Consider the following 17,238-nt stretch of genomic DNA (forward strand, 5'->3'; position numbering starts at 1 on the left):
CAGCGGAAGACCACAGCTCAACTGGCGAGGATCACCGGGAAGGCCTCGAGCACGGAGGCGAAGTGATGGGTCGGCGTCCGATCCGGAGTCGCCGCCGTCGGGTGGTGGTTGCCGATCCGGATGGTGGAGAGGCCGGCCGCTATCCCGCCGGCGATGTCGTACGCCGGGTGGTCGCCGACCATCCAGCCACCCTCCAACGTCGCACCGGTGTACTCCGCCGCGATCTTGAAGATCCGGGGATCGGGCTTGCGCACCCCCACCGACTCGGAGATGCACTTGAAGTCGACAACCGCCCCGATGCCGGTGTGCTCGAGCTTGATCGACTGCTGGAGCGTGCCACCGTTCGTGACCACGGCCACCCGCCATCCCGCAGTACGCAAGGAAGTCAGTCCGTCGAGCACGGCGGGCTCGGCCGAGGTGAACAACGGATGCTCCCGGTCATACGCCTCGACCATCGCACCCACGTCACCGTCAAGCGCGAACCGCTCCTTCACTCCCGCGAACAATTCGGCCCGCTCCCGAAATCCACCCTCATCGTTCGCCAGCAACCACTCGACCACCTCCCGGCCGAGCCCTTCCCGCGCAACCCACCACTCGGCCCACGCCACGAACGACGCATCCCGATCGATCAAGGTGTTGTCCAGATCGAAACAAGCAAGCCGCGGCAGCCCCGCCGGTCCGCCCGTCATACGTCGATGCGGTTCTCGTCCAGTTCGTAGGCGCCCTGGACGATGAACTCCTTGCGGGGGGCCACGTCGTTGCCCATCAGGAGGTCGAAGACGCCCGCGGCGGCCTCGCCGTCGTCGACGGTGATGCGGCGCAGGGTCCGGTGCCGCGGGTCCATGGTGGTTTCCGCCAGCTGGTCGGCGTCCATCTCACCGAGACCCTTGTAGCGCTGCGGGGGCTCTTTCCAGCGGACGCCCTTCTTCATCAGCTCGGCCGACTTCCGCTGGTACTCCGCGTCGCTGTAGGTGTAGATGTACTTGTCCTGCCCCTTCTTCGGGTTCGTCAGCTCGAAGCGGTGCAGCGGCGGCACAGCGGTGTAGACGCGCCCGGCGTCGACCAAGGGCCGCATGTACCGGAAGAAGAGGGTCGCCAGCAGGCAGCGGATGTGGGCGCCGTCGGAGTCGGCGTCGGCCATGAAGATGATCTTGCCGTAGCGCGCCTGCTCCAGGTCGAAGGTCCGCCCGGAGCCCGCGCCGACCACCTGGATGATCGAGGCGCACTCGGCGTTCTTCAGCATGTCGCCGACGGACGCCTTCTGCACGTTCAGGATCTTGCCCCGGATCGGCAACAGCGCCTGGAACTCCGAGCTCCGCGCCAGCTTCGCGGTGCCGAGCGCGGAGTCACCCTCGACGATGAACAGCTCGGAGCGGTCCACGTCGTTGCTGCGGCAGTCCGCCAACTTGGCCGGCAACGCCGACGACTCCAGCGCCGTCTTGCGCCGCTGCAACTCCCGGTGCTGCCTGGCGGCGACCCGCGTCCGCGAGGCCGCGACCACCTTCTCCAGTACTGCGCGGGCCTGCGCCTTGTACTCGCGCTTCGTCGAGGTGAGGAAGCTCTCGAGCTCGGTCTGGACCACCTTCGCGACGATCCGCGACGCGGCCGGAGTACCGAGGACTTCCTTCGTCTGGCCGTCGAACTGGGGCTCGGAGAGCCGGACCGTGACGACGGACGTCATGCCCTCCAGCACGTCGTCCTTGATGATCTCCTCGCCGTTCTTCAGCAGGCGGGTGCCGTTCAGGGCGCTGGTGAACACCTTCGGCAGCGCACGCTCGAAGCCGGCCACGTGCGTGCCGCCCTTGGGCGTCGAGACGATGTTCACGAACGACCGCAGCTCGGTCTCGTAGCCGTCGCCCCAGCGGACCGCGATGTCGACCTCGAGGTCGCGCTCGACGTCGGTCGGCGACATGTGACCCGCATCGTCGAGCATCGGCACGGTCTCGGTGAAGTGGCCGGTGCCGGTCAGCCGGACGACGTCGCTCACCTTCTGGTCGGTGGCCAGGTACTCGCAGAACTCGCTGATCCCGCCCTCGTGCTTGAACGACTCCTCGGTGGGCTCGTCGCCGCGCTCGTCCCGCACCACCAGCTCGAGACCCGGCACCAGGAACGAGGTCTGCCGCGCCCGGGTGACCAGCTCGTCGTAGTTGAAGGCGGCGTCCTTGGTGAAGATCTGCCGGTCCGCCCAGTACCGGATCCGGGTGCCGGTGACGCCCTTCTTGGCCCGGCCGGCCTTGCGCAATCCCTTGGTCGCGGTGAATCCCGCGGCCGCGCCCTCGCCGTCGAACTCACCGGCGACCCCGCGACGGAACGAGGTCGTCCAGATCGAGCCACCACGGTCGACCTCGACGTCGAGACGCGCGGACAGCGCGTTCACGACGGAGGCGCCGACACCGTGCAGACCACCGGAGGCGTTGTACGAGCCGCCGCCGAACTTGCCGCCGGCATGCAGTTTGGTGAAGACGACCTCGACTCCGCTGAGCTTGGTCTTCGGCTCGATGTCGACCGGGATGCCGCGGGCCTTGTCCCGCACCTCGACGGAACCGTCCCGGTGCAGCACCACGTCGATCCGGTCACCGTGCCCGGCCAGCGCCTCGTCGACCGCGTTGTCGATGATCTCCCACAGGCAGTGCATCAGCCCACGGCTGTCGGTCGAGCCGATGTACATCCCCGGCCGCTTCCGGACCGCCTCCAGCCCCTCGAGCACGAGCAGGTGGCGGGCGTTGTACGTCGGGTCGAGCTCGGTACTGCGAGGCGTCGGGGCGGCCACTGGGCTCCTTCACTGGTTCACAAGCAGACAACGCGCGGCAGCCGGAACCACCGCACGCAGACAGCCTACGCAGCCCGACCCCCAAAACCTGGCAGGGTCGCCTTGTGGCGCTGGTGTATCCATGATCTGTGCGGGGTACGTCACAGACATCGAAGCCGCAGGAAGAAAGGTGTCCTGACAGATATCGATCCGGACTCGATTGTGAGGTCTCGCGACACTCCGATCGTGCGCACGCGGTGAGCAGGTCGTGGCGCACAGTGAAAGAGGACACGCCCGACACTCGCCGGAAACACCAGATCGACCGAATCCGAAACGATTCCCCGTCAATATGCGTCATAAGGGAACAGGTGGTTCGTCTCACATACGGACACGCTGCACCTACCGGGAAGCGATCCGCATGTCAGGATGTTGCTATCTGGTGAGTACGGAACTAGATGAGATGAGGCCTCAAGTGACTACAGCACTCGCCCCGAGTTCGACCCTGTCGGCTGCGGACCGTTGTGACCGCTGCGGTGCGCAGGCCTACGTTCGTGTCACCCTGACCAGCGGTGGGGAGCTCCTGTTCTGCGCCCACCACGGCCGGGAGCACGCGGAGAAGCTGCGCAACATCGCGATCACGATTCACGACGAGACGGGCCGGCTCGAAGCCACCCCCGCCGAGTCGGTCCCTGCGGAGGGCGACCGGTAACCCGGCCTCGAAGCGCCAACGAGGGCGCTTACCCCTACTAGCTTTCACCGATGGCGGTCACCTGGAAGGGTGGCCGCCATCCGTTATGTGCATCACATTCAGCTTGCGGCGTAACTGCTGCCACGGCCGGTTCCGGACAATCCCTCAGACGATCACCGGTACTGCGGTCGGCGGTCCGTGGCGGCGCAGTTCCTGCCAGGCCCGGGCCATCCGGTCGACCGCATCGTCCATGACTTCGGCGGGATAGCTGAACGGCACTCTGAGGTAGTCGTCGTGCTCCCCCGTCGGATCCATCGCGCGACCCGCCACGACCTCGACACCGTGCCTCAGCGCGACTTGCGCGAAGATCCGGGCATCGGTGTCCGGCAGTCGGATCCACAGCGCAGAGCCGCCTTCAGGCTCCTCCCAGGCCCACTCTGGCAGTCGCTCCGTCAGCAGCCTCCCCATCCACCGCTTTCGTTCGGTGGCGGCGGTCGCCCTGGCCGCGGTCAGTTCCGTCAGCCGGGGTAGCAGTCGTGCGGTGAGTGCCTGGTCGATCACCGGGCTGCCGAGATCCGCCAGCGCCTTGTGCCGGGCCAGTCGCTCGGCGAGCGGCCGCGACGCGCGGATCCAGCCGATCCGCAAACCACCCCAGACCGCCTTCGACACCGAGCCGATCGTCAGCACCTCGGCGTTCGCCGGCGCGAAGGCGGCCAGCGGCGGCGGAATCTCCGGACCAGTCGGGTCCCACGTCGAATACGCGTTGTCCTCGACAACAACAACCCCATGCTTGGCTGCCAACTCAGCCACCTGACGCCGTCGCGCCGGCGACATCAGCCGCCCGGTCGGATTGTGGAAGGTCGGCATCACGAACAGCATCGCCGGGTGATGCTCGGCGAACGCCGCAGCCAGCAGATCGGGCCGAACCCCCGCGTCATCCAGTGGTACGCCGACCACCCGGCCGCCGGCGGCTCCGAACAGGTCGAAGCACCCCGGCCAACTCGGTTGCTCGATCACCACGGCCGCGCCCGACCGCAGGTACATCTGAGTCACCAGCGCGATCGCCTGATGGGCTCCGCTCGTCACAACGACCTGGTCCGCGCTGGTCGGCAGACCCGACTCGTCGAAGTGCTCCGCGATCCGCTCCCGCAGTACTTCGAGTCCGCGCGGGTGGTAGCCGACACCTTCCAGGAGCACCGGCAGTTCGGTGCGGGCCAGTTCTTCCACCTCGGCCGCCAGTTCGGGAATCCCGGGGTCGACCGCGTAGGTCATCGCGATCACCTCGCCCGGGCCGACGGCGATCCGGTGGAACAGTGACTCGCCGTACCCCTTGGGCATGCGTTTGTCGGCGCCGGAGCGGCCGCGGCCGGCGGAGCGCGCCACTGTCGTACCGCTGCCTCGGCGGCTCTCCACCAGGCCCCGCCCGCGCAGGTCGTCGTACGCCGCGACGACCGTGGAGCGGCTGATCGCCAGGGCCTCGGCCAGCGGGCGTTCGGCCGGTAGGCGGGCGCCAACGGGGAGTTCGGACGAACCGATGAGCTCGGCGATCGCGTCGGCCAGCCGGCGGTACAGGCCGCCGGAGTGGTCGGTCAGGCGGTGCCCGATCAGATCCGCGAGTGCGGACGGATCTCCAGAACGGTCCACTTCACCCCTCATTGGCTCGGGTGGGCTGCTTCCAATCCCGCCAGGCTAGAGGCAGACAGCAGTCCAGTTCGAGAGGGTGAGGCAGATGGGGATCGCGCAGGCGCTCGGGTTCGTCGGAGCGACGGTCGTGCTGGTCGGGATGCCGGGGCCGAACAACATCTACATCTCGCTCCGGAGCCTCGCCCAGGGCCGGCGCGCCGGGGTGGTCTCCGCCTTCGCCATCGAGACCGGCACACTCGTCTACATCGTGGTCGCGGCTCTCGGACTGGTGGCTGTGGTCCGGGCCTCCCCCGCGATCTTCACCGGGATCACGCTGGTCGGGGCGGCCTATCTCGCAGTACTGGGTCTGAAGACTCTGCGGGCGCCTGCTGGTGAAGGAGTCGGCGGTGTGCGCACCGCGCCGCTCGGGCGGGTGTTCCGGGAGGGCGTGCTGGTGAACCTGCTCAACCCGAAGGTCGCGTTGTTCTTCCTCGCGTTCCTGCCGCAGTTCACCAGTCGTGGCGCGGGCCCGGTCCAGCTGCGGAACGAGATGCTGGTGCTGGGCCTGGCCGTCCTCGCGATCGGACTGCTGCTGGATCTCGCCTACGCGGTCGGCGCGGACGCGATCGGGCGGCGGTTCCGCTCACAGGGCCGGAGCGGCGGACGGACGCAACGCCTCCTGGTCGGAGGCATCTACCTCACCATCGCAACCGTCGCCGCCCTCGGCACCCTGCACTGAGCCTCTGGAATTACTGCACCTCGAGGGGCGAGTTCCGTACCGTGAGCTCGCCGTCGGTCAGCGCGAGCGAAAGCTCGCCCGATCCGACCCGGAGCCCCGCGAGCTGGAGGTTCTTCCAAGGGAAGTGCTCGGCCGGCGCGATCCGCAGCGTTCCGTTCGGCACGTCTGGCGAGATCCCCAGTGCGGCGATCACAACAGCGACAGCAGCTGCCGCGGCCCACGCCTGCGGTCGGCAGGACAACGGGTACGGCGTCGGGGTGTCCTCCTCCGGCAGACCGCTTCCGCCGTAGAGCTCGGGCAGCCGGTAGTCGAAAGCCTCGGCAGCCCTGACCAGGCCGTTCACCAGGGATGTAGCGGCAGCGGACTGACTGGCGGCATACAGACCCTGGACGGTCATCGCGGTGTCGTGGGGCCAGACGCTGCCGGTGTGATAGCCGAGCGGGTTGAAGTGAGTCATTGCCTTCGACAACGTTCTCAGCCCGAAGCCGCTGTCGAGGTCGTCTGACGCCAGCAGGTCGGCGACCGCGGCCTCTTCCGCCGGGTCGAGGATGCCCGTGCCGAGCAGGTGACCCATGTTCGAGGCAGGTCCGGCGACGGGTCGCTTGGCGCCGTCCAATGCGATCGCCGGGTAGCCGTCGACCCAGAAGCTCTCGCGGAAGCGCTCTCTGAGATTGGCCGCCCACTCACGCCACTCGTCGGCACCTTCGAGGCCGAAAGACGTGAGGAGCTCCGCGCCCGCGATCGCGGCGGCGTAGGCGTAGCCCTGGACCTCGCAGAGCGCGATGGGTGCGGTGGCGATCGTGCCGTCGGGCCACTGCACGGAGTCGCTCGAGTCCTTCCAGCCCTGGTTCGCCAGGCCGTGGCCGGACTCGTCGATGTACTCGAGGAATCCGTCGCCGTCCGGGTCCGCGTAGTCCCTCATCCACGCGAGCGCTCCCTGCAGGGCAGGTAACAACTCCCGTACTTCGTCCGTGGGCATGCCCCAGCGCCAGGCCTTGTGGAGCGTGGTGATCCACAGCTGGGTCGCGTCGTGGGTGCCGTAGTAGGCGGCCGGCAGGACGAGACCGCGGCCGTGGTCGGTCACCTCCGCGCGGAGCTCGTGCGGGATCTTGCCGGGCTGCTCGGCCGCACCGGGATCGACGCGCGTGCCTTGGTGGCGGGCCAGCGCACGGAGTGTTCCCGCTGCGAGCTGCGGATCGACCGGGATCAGCATGCCTGCGGAGATCAGGGAGTCCCGGCCGAACAAGGTCAGGTACCAAGGCGGTCCGGCGCCGAGATAGCGCTCTCCCTCCTCGGCTGCCAGTTGCAGACCCGCGACGTCGTCCAACGACCGCCGCAACCAGCGATCCACCCTCGTGTCGTCGCACCCGACCACGAGCTCGTCGTACCCGGGCCTGCTCGCAGGCGGCTCGATGCTGAAGCCGTCGGTGACCGGGAAGGTCGCGCTGACCCGGATGGTCACGCTCACCTCTTGCCCGGCTTCGACCTTCAGTTGCCAGCCTCGCTCGGCAGCAGCCTCCACTCCACCAGGAGCTTGGCCATCAGGGGCTGGATCGAAGAGAGCGGTTACCCGGGTTCCGGACGCGTTCTCCCAGTTCAGGCGGTCCGATTCCGGGATCGGCGGAAGAGCGGGCAGGTCTGCCGCGGCTTCACTGCGGACGGCGGCGGTGCCGGCCAGGTCCGTGCCGAGGGCAACCACCAGCTCGCAGTCGACTGTCACGTGGGAGCGGTTGATCAGGGTGATCCGCTCGGTCAGGCCGTCGCCGGACACCTCGCGGGTACGCCGGAGCAGCACCGTAGGGTCGTGGCCGGAATCGCCCAGGCCGTCGAGCACAGCGTCGTACCGGGTGGTCGCGGTCGAGCGTTCGTCGACCTGGACGGGCACGGGGGCGCGGCCGTCGACGGACACCTGGAGGCGGGACAGGATGCGGCGGTCCCGGGCGTAGACACCCTCGGCGCCGGCGCCTGTCAACTGTCCCGACCGGGGCGACAACACCACCCAGGGAGCGGCGAGCGTGGTGACCAGATCATGCAGATAGGGCATGTGCCGACACTACGACGACCGGTTTTGCGGCAGAGTGGCGGTGTGAACAGCGTGGCGACGTTCCTGGTCGGGGTGGCGATCTTCGTCGGCATCGTCGGCATCGTGATCCCGATCCTGCCCGGCGCGATCCTGAGCCTGGCGGCGATCCTGGTCTGGGCGCTGGAGGAGCAGAGTTCCACCGGCTGGATCGTGCTCTCGGCGGCGGTCGTGCTGATCGGAGCCAGCCAGGTGGTCAAGTACATCGTGCCCGAGCGGCGGCTGCGGGAGTCCGGCGTACCGCGAAGATCGATGCTGGTCGGCGTGCTGCTCGGCATCGTCGGGTTCTTCGTGATCCCGGTGGTCGGCATGTTCATCGGGTTCCCGCTCGGCGTCTACGTGTCCGAGCGGCAGCGGCTCGGCGCGCACGCTCACGCCTGGACCTCGACCAAGCACGCCCTGCGCGCCACCGGGCTGTCGATCCTGATCGAGCTGATCGGCACCTCCCTGGCGGCCGCCGTCTGGCTGACCGCCGTCCTCTTCCTCGTCTGAGCCACCGCCTCGACTTGCTCCCTGGCTCGCGAATGCCAGGGTTTTGCCAGCTTCGGCGAAGGGTCGTCTCAGGTCCACCAGCGATGTTGGGACGACCAGTACCAGGTGACCACCTGGTACGCAGTACCGGGAGGCAAGCAAGCATGGCGTTGAACCAGAAGCTCACCGACAAGCGCTGGCGGGTGGCCGGCACCGTGGCCGCCGTCCTGGCGACCACCACGGCCGGCGGAGTCGCCTGGGCAACCACCAACGCGGACCCGACCCCCAGCCCGTCTGCCTCGCCGTCGGCACCCAATTCGGCCAACCCGGCCAAACCTGACCGGGGACCCGGCCGGCACGGCGAGTTCGGGATGGGCGGCGCGCTGCACGGCGAGTTCGTCGTCGAGAAGGAGGGCGGCGGCTACCAGACCGTGGCCACCCAGACCGGCCAGGTCACCGCGGTCAGCAAGGACTCGATCACGGTGAAGAGCGCCGACGGGTACAGCAAGGACTACGTCGTCACCGCCGACACCCTGGTGAACGCGGCACGTGACGGGATCGCCAGCGTCAAGACCGGCAACACCGTTTCGGTGTCCGCGATCGTGGCTGACGGCAAGGCCACCGCGACCAGCGTGAACGACGGAACGGTCCGCGACGCGGCCCGGGAGAAGTGGGGTTTCAAGCGCGGACCCCGCTGACACTCACAGCTGATTGCCAGGAACCTTCCAGGAATCGCACGGGTGCGGGCGTAAGACTGTGGGCATGAGCCCGCATCTGCTGGTGGTCGACGACGAGCCCAACATCGTCGAGCTGCTGTCCGCGAGTCTGCGCTTCGCCGGGTACGAGGTGACCACGGCGACCCACGGGGCCGAGGCGCTCCGGAAGGCCCGGGAGGTGGAGCCTGACCTGGTCGTGCTGGACGTGATGATGCCCGGCCTCGACGGTTTCGAGGTGGTCCGCCGGCTGCGCGGTGAGGACCGGCACGTGCCCGTGCTGTTCCTCACCGCGCGCGACGCGGTCGAGGACAAGGTGCTCGGTCTGCACACCGGCGGCGACGACTACGTGACCAAGCCGTTCAGCCTGGACGAGCTGGTCGCCCGGGTCCGCGCGCTGCTGCGCCGCTCCGGCCACCGCGAGCAGGCCGCCACCGAGCCCGCAGTACTGCGGTATGCCGACCTGGAGCTGAACGAGGACAGCTACGAGGTGTTCAAGGCGGGTGAGGCCGTGCAGTTGTCGCTCACCGAGTTCAAGTTGCTGCGCTGCCTGCTGGAGAACGCCGAGCGGGTGATGTCGAAGGGCCAGATCCTCTCCGCGGTCTGGAACTACGACTTCGCCGGGGACGCGGGGGTGGTCGAGTCCTACATGTCCTACCTGCGCCGCAAGGTGGACACCGGCGACCAGAAGCTCCTCCACACGGTCCGTGGCGTCGGCTACGTTCTGCGAACCCCGCGAGGCCCCAACTGATGCCACACCGCCGGCTGGCCGACCGGTACCCACTCCGCATCACCATCGTCGTCGTTCTGCTGACGCTGGTGACCGCGGCGCTGCTCGCTTCCGGCCTGGTGGCAACGACGATCATGCGCGGGTACCTCACGGACCGCGTGGACAGTCAGTTGAGCGACGCGGCCAAGATGATCTCTGCCCAGAAGGGGTTCGGGCCGAACGGTCCGCCGCCGCCGAACCAGCGCGGGCCGAGGCTGCCCAGCGTGTTCATCCTGCAGGCCTTCGAGGCGGACGGCACCAAGTCGGTCGACGGGCGGTTCCGGGAGCCTTTGCGGCCCACCGAGGCCGAGCCCCAACTCCCGACGATGACGCTGGCACAGGTGGTTGCCCGGGGCGACAAACCGTTCAACACGGGAGCCGTCTCGGGTAGCGGCACATTCCGGGTGATCGCCACGCCGCTGCAGAACCAGGACGGCTACATCATGGTCGCGCAGAATCTCGGCGACATGGACCAGACGATCCAGCGACTCGTCGGAGTACAGATCGCGGCCGGGATCATCCTGCTGGTGCTGCTCGCGGGCGTCGGCACCTGGGTCGTCCGCCGGAGTCTTCGAGGGCTGGAGGACGTGGAGCACACGGCGGTGGCCATCGCCGGTGGTGATCTGAGCCGGCGAGTGCCGCAGCGGGATCCTCGGACCGAGGTCGGGCGATTGTCGCTCGCGCTGAACCAGATGCTCGGGCAGATCGAGACCGCCTTCGCGCAGCGGACCGCTTCGGAGTTCGCGGCGCGCCGGTCGGAGGATGCGGCCCGGCGGTCGGCCGAAGTGGCCCAGCAGTCCGAGGAGGTGGCTCGGCGCTCGGAGGACAACGCGCGCCAGTCAGAGGAGCGGATGCGGCGGTTCATCGCGGACGCCAGCCACGAACTCCGTACTCCGCTGACGTCGATCCGCGGGTTCGCCGAACTGACCCGGCAGCGGGGTGCCGCCGCCGATCCCGCCACGATGAAGCGAATCGAGGACGAGGCGAAGCGGATGGGCCTTCTCGTCGACGACCTGCTGCTACTCGCGCGGCTCGACCAGCAACGGCCCTTGCAGCACCAGCCGGTGGATCTGCTGACGCTCGCGGGCGACTCCGTCCACGACGTACAGGCCGTTCAGCCGGGGCGTCCGGTGAAGCTGCAGATCCTTCCCGACTCAGGTGCGCCCGTGGTCGAGGGCGACGAGGCGCGGCTGCGGCAGGTGCTGGGGAATCTGGTGAGCAACGCCCTGCATTACACGCCGCACGACGCTCCGATCACCATCTCGGTCGGAACCCGTGACGGCGAGGCGATCCTCGAGGTCGCTGATACCGGGCCGGGGCTGAGTGCGGAACAGAAGGCGCGGGTGTTCGAGCGTTTCTACCGAGCCGACTCCGCCCGTACTCGCGCCACCGGTGGCTCCGGCCTCGGCCTGTCGATCGTGGCCGCGCTGGTCGCCGCCCACAGCGGCAATGTCACCGCCAGCGACACGCCCGGGGGCGGTGCCACCTTCACCGTGCACCTGCCCCTCACTCCCCTGGGCTGACGCCTCCCAGCCCGACGATCACCTGTACTGCGGGCCGCAGTACAGGTGGTCAGAGGGCGGGGAAGGCGCGGTTGGCGGACTCGCCGTGTTCGAGCACCTGGGCGGCGGGGCCGAGGACCTTGCCGTCCGGGTGGGCGGCCAGTTCGAAGTCCTTGTTGTCGTAGTCGTAGAGGCTGAGCACGTGCCGCATGGCCTCGAGCCGGGCGCGCTTCTTGTCGTTGCTCTTCACCACGGTCCAGGGCGCGTGCGGCGTGTCCGTGTAGTGGAACATCGCCTCCTTGGCCTCGGTATAGTCCTTCCACTTGTCCAGCGACGCGAGGTCGGTCGGCGACAGCTTCCACTGCCGGACCGGGTCGATCTGCCGGATCATGAAGCGCGTCTGCTGCTCCCGCCTGCGACACCGAGAACCACAGCTTGACCAGCTTGATCCCGGAGCGCACCAGCATCCGCTCGAACTCCGGCGCCTGCCGCATGAACTCGTCGTACTGCTCGTCGCTGCAGAAACCCATCACCCGCTCGACGCAGGCGCGGTTGTACCAGGACCGGTCGAACAGCACCATCTCGCCGGCGGCCGGCAGGTGCTCGACATACCGCTGGAAGTACCACTGGGTCTGCTCGCGCTCGGTCGGCTTCTCCAGCGCGACGATCCGGGCACCACGCGGGTTCAGGTGCTCCATGAACCGCTTGATGGTGCCGCCCTTGCCGGCCGCGTCGCGTCCCTCGAAGACGATCACGAGCTTCTGCTTCGAGCGTTTCACCCAGTACTGCAACTTGAGCAGCTCGATCTGGAGCAGCCGCTTGTCGCGGTCGTAGATCTCGCGCGCGAGGCGTTCGCCGTACGGGTAACCCTCGCGCCAGGTGTCGACCGGCGTACCGTCGGCGCGCAGCAGCACCGGGTCGTCGTCCTCCTCGTCCAGCACGCGGAAGCCGAGCTCGTGAACCAGATCAGGGGTGGTCATAACGCCCAAGAATCACCTCACCAGGCTGGTCCGCGGTGAACGAGGTGCGACTCACGGATGAACATCGACCCCGTGCTACGACGGCACGCGTCGGACCTTGACGGTGGCGTCAGGCCGGGTGCTGGGTTGGCCGTCCGGTGACGCGTGTTCGCGGGGGTGGGTCTGGTTCAGCAGGATCTCCCACTCGCCGTCGGGGAGCTTGAGGTCGGCGATCACCTCCTCGGGAGTCGGGAAGTGGATCTCGGGGTGATGGTTGTGCTCCCAGGAGGGGAAGCTCAGGTGGCCCTCGATCAGCAGGATGCCGCCCGGGGCGACCGCGTCGGCTGCCTTGCGGAGGATCTCCTCGCGCGGCATGTCGCCGAGCGAGTGCAGGAACTGGGCCGAGACGAGGTCGTAGCTTCCCTCGGGGAAGGTCTTGCTGAGGTCGCAGTGCTGCCAGTCGATCCTCCCGGCCACAGCGTCGCCGGACGCGGCGGCGTGGTCGGCTGCTCGGGCCAGGGCGACGGTGGAGATGTCGACGGCGGTCACCTGCCAGCCCTGCTCGGCCAGCCAGATCGCGTCCGCGCCCTCCCCACAGCCGAGATCCAGGGCGCGGCCCGGCGTGAGATCGGCGGTCTCCTGCACCAGTACTACGTTCGGCCGGCCACTCCAGATCTGGGCGCTCTCGGAGTAGCGGTTGTTCCAGGACTCTTCCTCGGACAGCTCATCGGTCGTCATGATCCGATCGTGCGTCACCACGATGCGCGATGGCAAACCTTGTTGCCACCTTGGCAACAGCTCAGTGAGACGTCACCGGGTCTCCGCGAGCAACTGTTCGAGTTCGGCGCGATCGCCGGGTCGGCCGGGGACGTCGGGGTTCAGGAGTCGCTGCAGGAGTTCGCCGACCCGCGGGGTGGCGAGCCCGTACGGGATGGCGAGGCTGAGTTGGTCGATCGTTGCTCCGGGCAACGGGGGTCGGGATGGCTCGACCGCCGAACGGTCCAGCAGGGATCGCAAGTCGTCGACTGCTCGCTTCGACTCGGCGATCAGGCAAGCGTGCTCCTGCTCGGTCGGCGCACCGGCTCGTGGGGCGCCGATCAGGTCGAACCACAGCAGACCCCAGCAGGCGAGCGAGATGTTGGCCAGCCACTCCTCGACGGCCGGCGCCGCGTCCAGCCCGATCCGCAGCAGGTAGCCGAAGGCTGTGGCCAGCGCGCCGCCGTGGAGGCTCGGCCCGGCATGCACCAACTGGTACGCGAACTGCAGCGGCGACGCCTGCTCGAACCACCGCTCAACCGTGTCGGCCTGATCGACCAGCCGCAGTTGAGCCGCCGCTTGGAGGAACGCGACGAGATCCTCGGTCGAGAGATTCGCCCACCACTCCCCCGGGTCGAGCAGCCAGGACGACGGATCCGCCCACCGACCGCACGCGAACAACCCGCGCACACCGAGCGGCGTCAACCGCACCAGCATGCCGTCGACGACCAGCGCGCCGAGCCGCTCGAGGCTGTCGAAGCCTTGCGGACTCGCGGCGGCCACCTGGCCATCGCGGAAGGCGACGAGCAGTATCGGCACGAGCTCAGGCGAGTCGCCAAGTAGAGCGTGGAAGACCTCGATCCACGGCTCCACCCGCTGCGGCGTGACGAGGTCATCCTCCGGCGACCAGGCCAGCATGGTCGGCCCGTACCGCGGTGTGCCCGGGCTGGGGTCGATCAGCCCGGCCAGCACCGCAGTACGCCAGTGTTCGTGATCGGTTCGTGGGGAAGCGCTCTCTACGATCCCGGTCGCGAACTCCACCAGGTCGAGCATCAGCGGAGCGCTCTCGGCGGCGGCACGCAACGCCGACGGCATGACCGTTGCCGGCCTCGGTGAACCGGGCAGAGGCTCGATCTGCGACTCACATCCCACCGCAGCAACCTACACACAGCCCACCGAAGCGCCTACCGCTGGAGACTCCGTCTGCGCTCACTGAGGCCGGACGTTGTGGTTGCCGGCGAACAGATTGGCCGGGTCGTACTGACGCTTGACCGCCGCGAGCCGCTGGTAGGTCTCAGCCGGATAGACGGCCGCGACATCCTCTGCGGTGTCAGCAGTGAGGAAGTTCGCGTAGGCGCCGTTGACGTGAGGTGCGAGGCTCCCCCAGATCGCGTCCAGAACCGGCTGAGCTGCGTCGATGGCCGGCTTCGGACCAATGATGCTGGTCACGAACATCAACTCCGCTTGGCGATGCACGTAGGCGGTCGCGTCGTCGGGGACTCGAGACACCGCACCGCCGACGCTACGGACGGCGATGATCGGCGGCCGTTCCGATGCCCCGACCTCAGCAAGGATCCGAAGGACCTCGGGCACCGAATCCTTGTCCACAAAGGCGCTGCGGGTCACGAGCTGGATGCCTGGCGGTGGCGTCATGCCGTCGACGAGCGTGTCCGCGTACGGCTTCAGCGCGACATCGTCTTCGAGTACCGTGCCGAGCCGGCGGATCGGGTCGATCGCCTTCGCGGCGAGCTCCAGGTCATCGCCGTCATAGGTGACGTGGATCTCGATCGGCGCCTCGCGTCCGCCGGCGAACGGATTGGCGAAATCCGCGATGGAGGTGAGCTCTTCGGGCGCGGTGCGGAGGTAGTCCGCCCACCCCTGGAGCACGGTTGCCAGCTCCGCTGCCGGGAAGGTGACCTTGCCGTAGAAGACGTCGGTCGTCGGGTGCGCCGCGAAGTCGAAGGCGGTCACGATGCCGAAGTTGCCGCCGCCACCACGAATCGCCCAGAACAGCTCCGGGTTCTCCTCCTCGGTCGCATGCACGACCTCTCCGTTGGCAGTGACCACCTCCACGGCGACCACGTTGTCCAAGGCGAGACCGTACTTCCTGACTTTCCAGCCGATACCACCGGTCAACGTCAGCCCACCTACACCGACGCTCTTGGTGTCGCCCGAGGAGATCGCCAGGTTGTGCGGAGCCAAGGCGGTCGCGACCTGACCCCAGGTGGCGCCGCCGCCGATCCGCACGAGGTGCCGTTCCTTGTCGACGACCTCCACAGTCGCGAGCTTGCTCAAGTCGATCACGACGCCGCCGTCGTTGGTGCCGAAGCCCGGGAAGCCATGGCCGCCGCCTCGCACGGACAGCAAGAGCCCCGCGTCGGCGGCGAATCTGACACCTGCCTGCACGTCCCCGACGCTCCTGGGACGCAGAACGTAGGCCGGGCTACCCGAAGCCAGGACCGACCGACTGGCCGATTCGTACTCCGCTCCGCCCGGTTCGATGATGTCCCCGCCGAAGTCGGGGCGAAGAGTTTCAAGCGCTGAGCTCATGACTTCCTTCCACACAGGACAAATCCGGATGCGTACACAGGTCTGACGAGACAGACCGGCCAAATGTGACCTGGGAGGGCATCGTCTGCCGTCAGTGCGCGGCGATGACGGCGTCGTCCTCGCTGGACGGATCGGCAGGCGCCTCGGGCTTGCGGTCGCGAAGAAGGACGAAGGCCAGTACTGCGGAGCCGAGAACGGCGACCGCGGCGACGACGAAGCTGCTTGACATGGCCTCGGCAAAGGCGACTCGGGCGGTGTGCGCGAGCCCGGTGTCTCCCGTGCTGGTCGCGATGGCCAGCGCCTCGCCGATGGACCGGCGGGCCTCGGCGGGCGCACCCTCCGGCATCTCGGCCGTGAAGTTGTCGGCCAGGATGCTGCCGAGGATCGCTACCCCCAGCGCCGCGCCGGACTGCTGGAGCGTGTCGTTGAGAGCGGAGCCGACACCGGCATGCTCATGCGGGACGGCACCCATCAGCGCCGCCGTGGCAGCGGGCTGCGCCAGGCCCCCACCCACGCCGAAGAGCACCAGGGCGATGGTCACCATGCCGAAGCCGTCGTCGGCACCGAGTGTCGACAAGAACAGGAAGCCGGCAGCGAGTACTACCAGGCCCGCGGCGGTCATCGGCCGGTTGCCGATCTTCTGACCGAGCGTCGCACCCACCCCGTTGACCAGGATCACCGCGAGAGCCATCGGCGCCAGCGCGAGACCGGCCTTGGTCGGGGTGTAGCCGAGCACGAACTGCAGGTACTGCGTGAGCGCCAGAACCAAGCCACCGTTGCCGATCTGGACCAGGACCAGCGACAGACTGCCGCCGGAGAAGTTGCGATCGCGGAACAGGTTGAGCGGAACCATCGGCACCGGAGTGTGCAGCTCCCAGGCAACGAACCCGGCGAGTCCGACCACGGCCAGTACGAGCGCCGGCCAGGCGATGCCTCGGTTCGGGACCTCGATGATCACCCAGACCAGCGAGACCAGGCCCACCATCGAGAGGATCGCACCGAGCGGGTCGGGCTTGCGCCACGGACCTTTCGATTCCGGCATCCAGATCATCGCCGCGGCGATCGCGAGCGCCGCCACCGGCGCGTTGATCAGGAAGACCGAGCCCCACCAGAAGTGCGCGATCAGCGCGCCGCCCAGGATCGGGCCACCGATCAGCCCGACCATCAGCACCGAGCTCCAGATCGACAGCGCCTTCCGGCGCTCTTCCTCGGCGAAGACGGTGATCAGGATCGACAGCGTGCTCGGCATCACGACCGCCCCGCCGATGCCCATCAGCACCCGGCCGGCGATCAGCGTCTCCGGGCTGTTGGCGAAGGTGGCGAGCAAAGACGCGGCGCCGAAGATCACCAGGCCGACGATCATCACCCGCTTGCGGCCGTACCGGTCGGACAGGCTGCCCGCGGTCAGCAGCAGTCCGGCGAAGACCAGGATGTAACTCGCGATGATCCACTGGATGTCCTGGGCGGTGGCGCCCAGGTCCTCGGTCAGCGACGGGATCGCGACGGTGAGCACACCGTTGTCGAGCACCAGGACGAGCGTGCTCAGGCAGAGCACGATCAGGATGAGCCAGCGACGCGGATGACGGTCAGTCATCTCGCACCTCCTCGGAGTTTATTGAACGGTGTGCAGTTGCCTTGA

General features: G+C 68.2%; 14 protein-coding genes and 1 pseudogene. 6 read left to right on the top strand and 9 right to left on the bottom strand.

All coding sequences use genetic code 11. The annotated features are described in order from the left end of the window. Positions 1–17: 17 nt before the first annotated feature. Together ACFPJ1_RS35925 and ACFPJ1_RS35930 are read right to left on the bottom strand one after the other, a co-directional pair. Positions 18–689 carry an HAD family hydrolase gene (locus ACFPJ1_RS35925; RefSeq protein WP_380110766.1) on the bottom strand — a complete coding sequence of 224 codons (672 nt, stop codon included), beginning with the start codon at positions 687–689 and terminating at the stop codon, positions 18–20. Further along, complete coding sequence (locus ACFPJ1_RS35930; protein ID WP_380110767.1) at positions 686–2,770, bottom strand: DNA gyrase/topoisomerase IV subunit B; 2,085 nt, start codon at positions 2,768–2,770, stop codon at positions 686–688. Before ACFPJ1_RS35930 ends, ACFPJ1_RS35925 begins: the two co-directional genes overlap by 4 nt. 439 nt (positions 2,771–3,209) lie before the next feature. On the opposite strand from ACFPJ1_RS35930, the gene ACFPJ1_RS35935 reads away from it, so the two are divergent. Next, positions 3,210–3,458, top strand: coding sequence for a DUF7455 domain-containing protein (locus ACFPJ1_RS35935; protein WP_344212912.1), 249 nt, complete (start codon positions 3,210–3,212; stop codon positions 3,456–3,458). A 144-nt stretch (positions 3,459–3,602) separates the two neighbouring features. Here ACFPJ1_RS35935 and ACFPJ1_RS35940 read toward each other — a convergent pair whose 3' ends face one another. Further along, complete coding sequence (locus ACFPJ1_RS35940; RefSeq protein ID WP_380110768.1) at positions 3,603–5,081, bottom strand: aminotransferase-like domain-containing protein; 1,479 nt, start codon at positions 5,079–5,081, stop codon at positions 3,603–3,605. A gap of 85 nt (positions 5,082–5,166) precedes the next feature. Here ACFPJ1_RS35940 and ACFPJ1_RS35945 point away from each other — a divergent pair, with 85 nt between their 5' ends. Then, positions 5,167–5,799: a LysE family translocator gene (locus ACFPJ1_RS35945; RefSeq protein WP_380110769.1), complete on the top strand. Its 633-nt coding sequence runs from the start codon at positions 5,167–5,169 to the stop codon at positions 5,797–5,799. Positions 5,800–5,809: 10 nt separating this feature from the next. Here ACFPJ1_RS35945 and ACFPJ1_RS35950 read toward each other — a convergent pair whose 3' ends face one another. Continuing rightward, positions 5,810–7,843, bottom strand: a complete 2,034-nt coding sequence (locus ACFPJ1_RS35950; RefSeq protein ID WP_380110770.1) for an amylo-alpha-1,6-glucosidase — start codon at positions 7,841–7,843, stop codon at positions 5,810–5,812. 42 nt (positions 7,844–7,885) lie between these two features. Here ACFPJ1_RS35950 and ACFPJ1_RS35955 point away from each other — a divergent pair, with 42 nt between their 5' ends. The 4 genes from ACFPJ1_RS35955 to ACFPJ1_RS35970 all read left to right on the top strand — a co-directional run bounded on the left by ACFPJ1_RS35955 (position 7,886) and on the right by ACFPJ1_RS35970 (position 11,355). After that, positions 7,886–8,371 carry a DUF456 domain-containing protein gene (locus tag ACFPJ1_RS35955; RefSeq protein ID WP_380110771.1) on the top strand — a complete coding sequence of 162 codons (486 nt, stop codon included), beginning with the start codon at positions 7,886–7,888 and terminating at the stop codon, positions 8,369–8,371. A 143-nt stretch (positions 8,372–8,514) separates the two neighbouring features. After that, positions 8,515–9,048 carry a hypothetical protein gene (locus ACFPJ1_RS35960; RefSeq protein ID WP_380110772.1) on the top strand — a complete coding sequence of 178 codons (534 nt, stop codon included), beginning with the start codon at positions 8,515–8,517 and terminating at the stop codon, positions 9,046–9,048. A gap of 64 nt (positions 9,049–9,112) precedes the next feature. Then, positions 9,113–9,814: a response regulator transcription factor gene (locus tag ACFPJ1_RS35965; protein ID WP_132300111.1), complete on the top strand. Its 702-nt coding sequence runs from the start codon at positions 9,113–9,115 to the stop codon at positions 9,812–9,814. Next, positions 9,814–11,355, top strand: coding sequence for a sensor histidine kinase (locus ACFPJ1_RS35970; protein ID WP_380110773.1), 1,542 nt, complete (start codon positions 9,814–9,816; stop codon positions 11,353–11,355). The genes ACFPJ1_RS35965 and ACFPJ1_RS35970 overlap by 1 nt, the downstream gene beginning before the upstream one ends. Positions 11,356–11,404: 49 nt before the next feature. Here ACFPJ1_RS35970 and ppk2 read toward each other — a convergent pair. The 5 genes and pseudogenes from ppk2 to ACFPJ1_RS35995 all read right to left on the bottom strand — a co-directional run bounded on the left by ppk2 (position 11,405) and on the right by ACFPJ1_RS35995 (position 17,193). Next, a pseudogene (gene ppk2 / locus ACFPJ1_RS35975) lies at positions 11,405–12,314 on the bottom strand (polyphosphate kinase 2). Between the two features lie 75 nt (positions 12,315–12,389). Next, positions 12,390–13,031 (bottom strand): class I SAM-dependent methyltransferase, encoded by a 642-nt coding sequence (locus ACFPJ1_RS35980; RefSeq protein WP_380110774.1) that lies wholly within the window; start codon positions 13,029–13,031, stop codon positions 12,390–12,392. A gap of 72 nt (positions 13,032–13,103) precedes the next feature. Further along, entirely contained in the window at positions 13,104–14,144 is a 1,041-nt protein-coding gene (locus tag ACFPJ1_RS35985; RefSeq protein ID WP_380110775.1) for a hypothetical protein, read from the bottom strand. Positions 14,145–14,258: 114 nt separating this feature from the next. Further along, the gene (locus ACFPJ1_RS35990; RefSeq protein WP_380110776.1) at positions 14,259–15,599 is read right to left on the bottom strand and encodes an FAD-binding oxidoreductase; all 1,341 of its coding nucleotides are present in this window, start codon (positions 15,597–15,599) and stop codon (positions 14,259–14,261) included. Between the two features lie 91 nt (positions 15,600–15,690). Next, positions 15,691–17,193: an MFS transporter gene (locus tag ACFPJ1_RS35995; RefSeq protein ID WP_380110777.1), complete on the bottom strand. Its 1,503-nt coding sequence runs from the start codon at positions 17,191–17,193 to the stop codon at positions 15,691–15,693. Between the last annotated feature and the right edge of the window lie 45 nt (positions 17,194–17,238).

Origin of the sequence: Kribbella qitaiheensis, from assembly GCF_042657745.1 — a bacterium.
Lineage (GTDB): Bacteria > Actinomycetota > Actinomycetes > Propionibacteriales > Kribbellaceae > Kribbella > Kribbella qitaiheensis.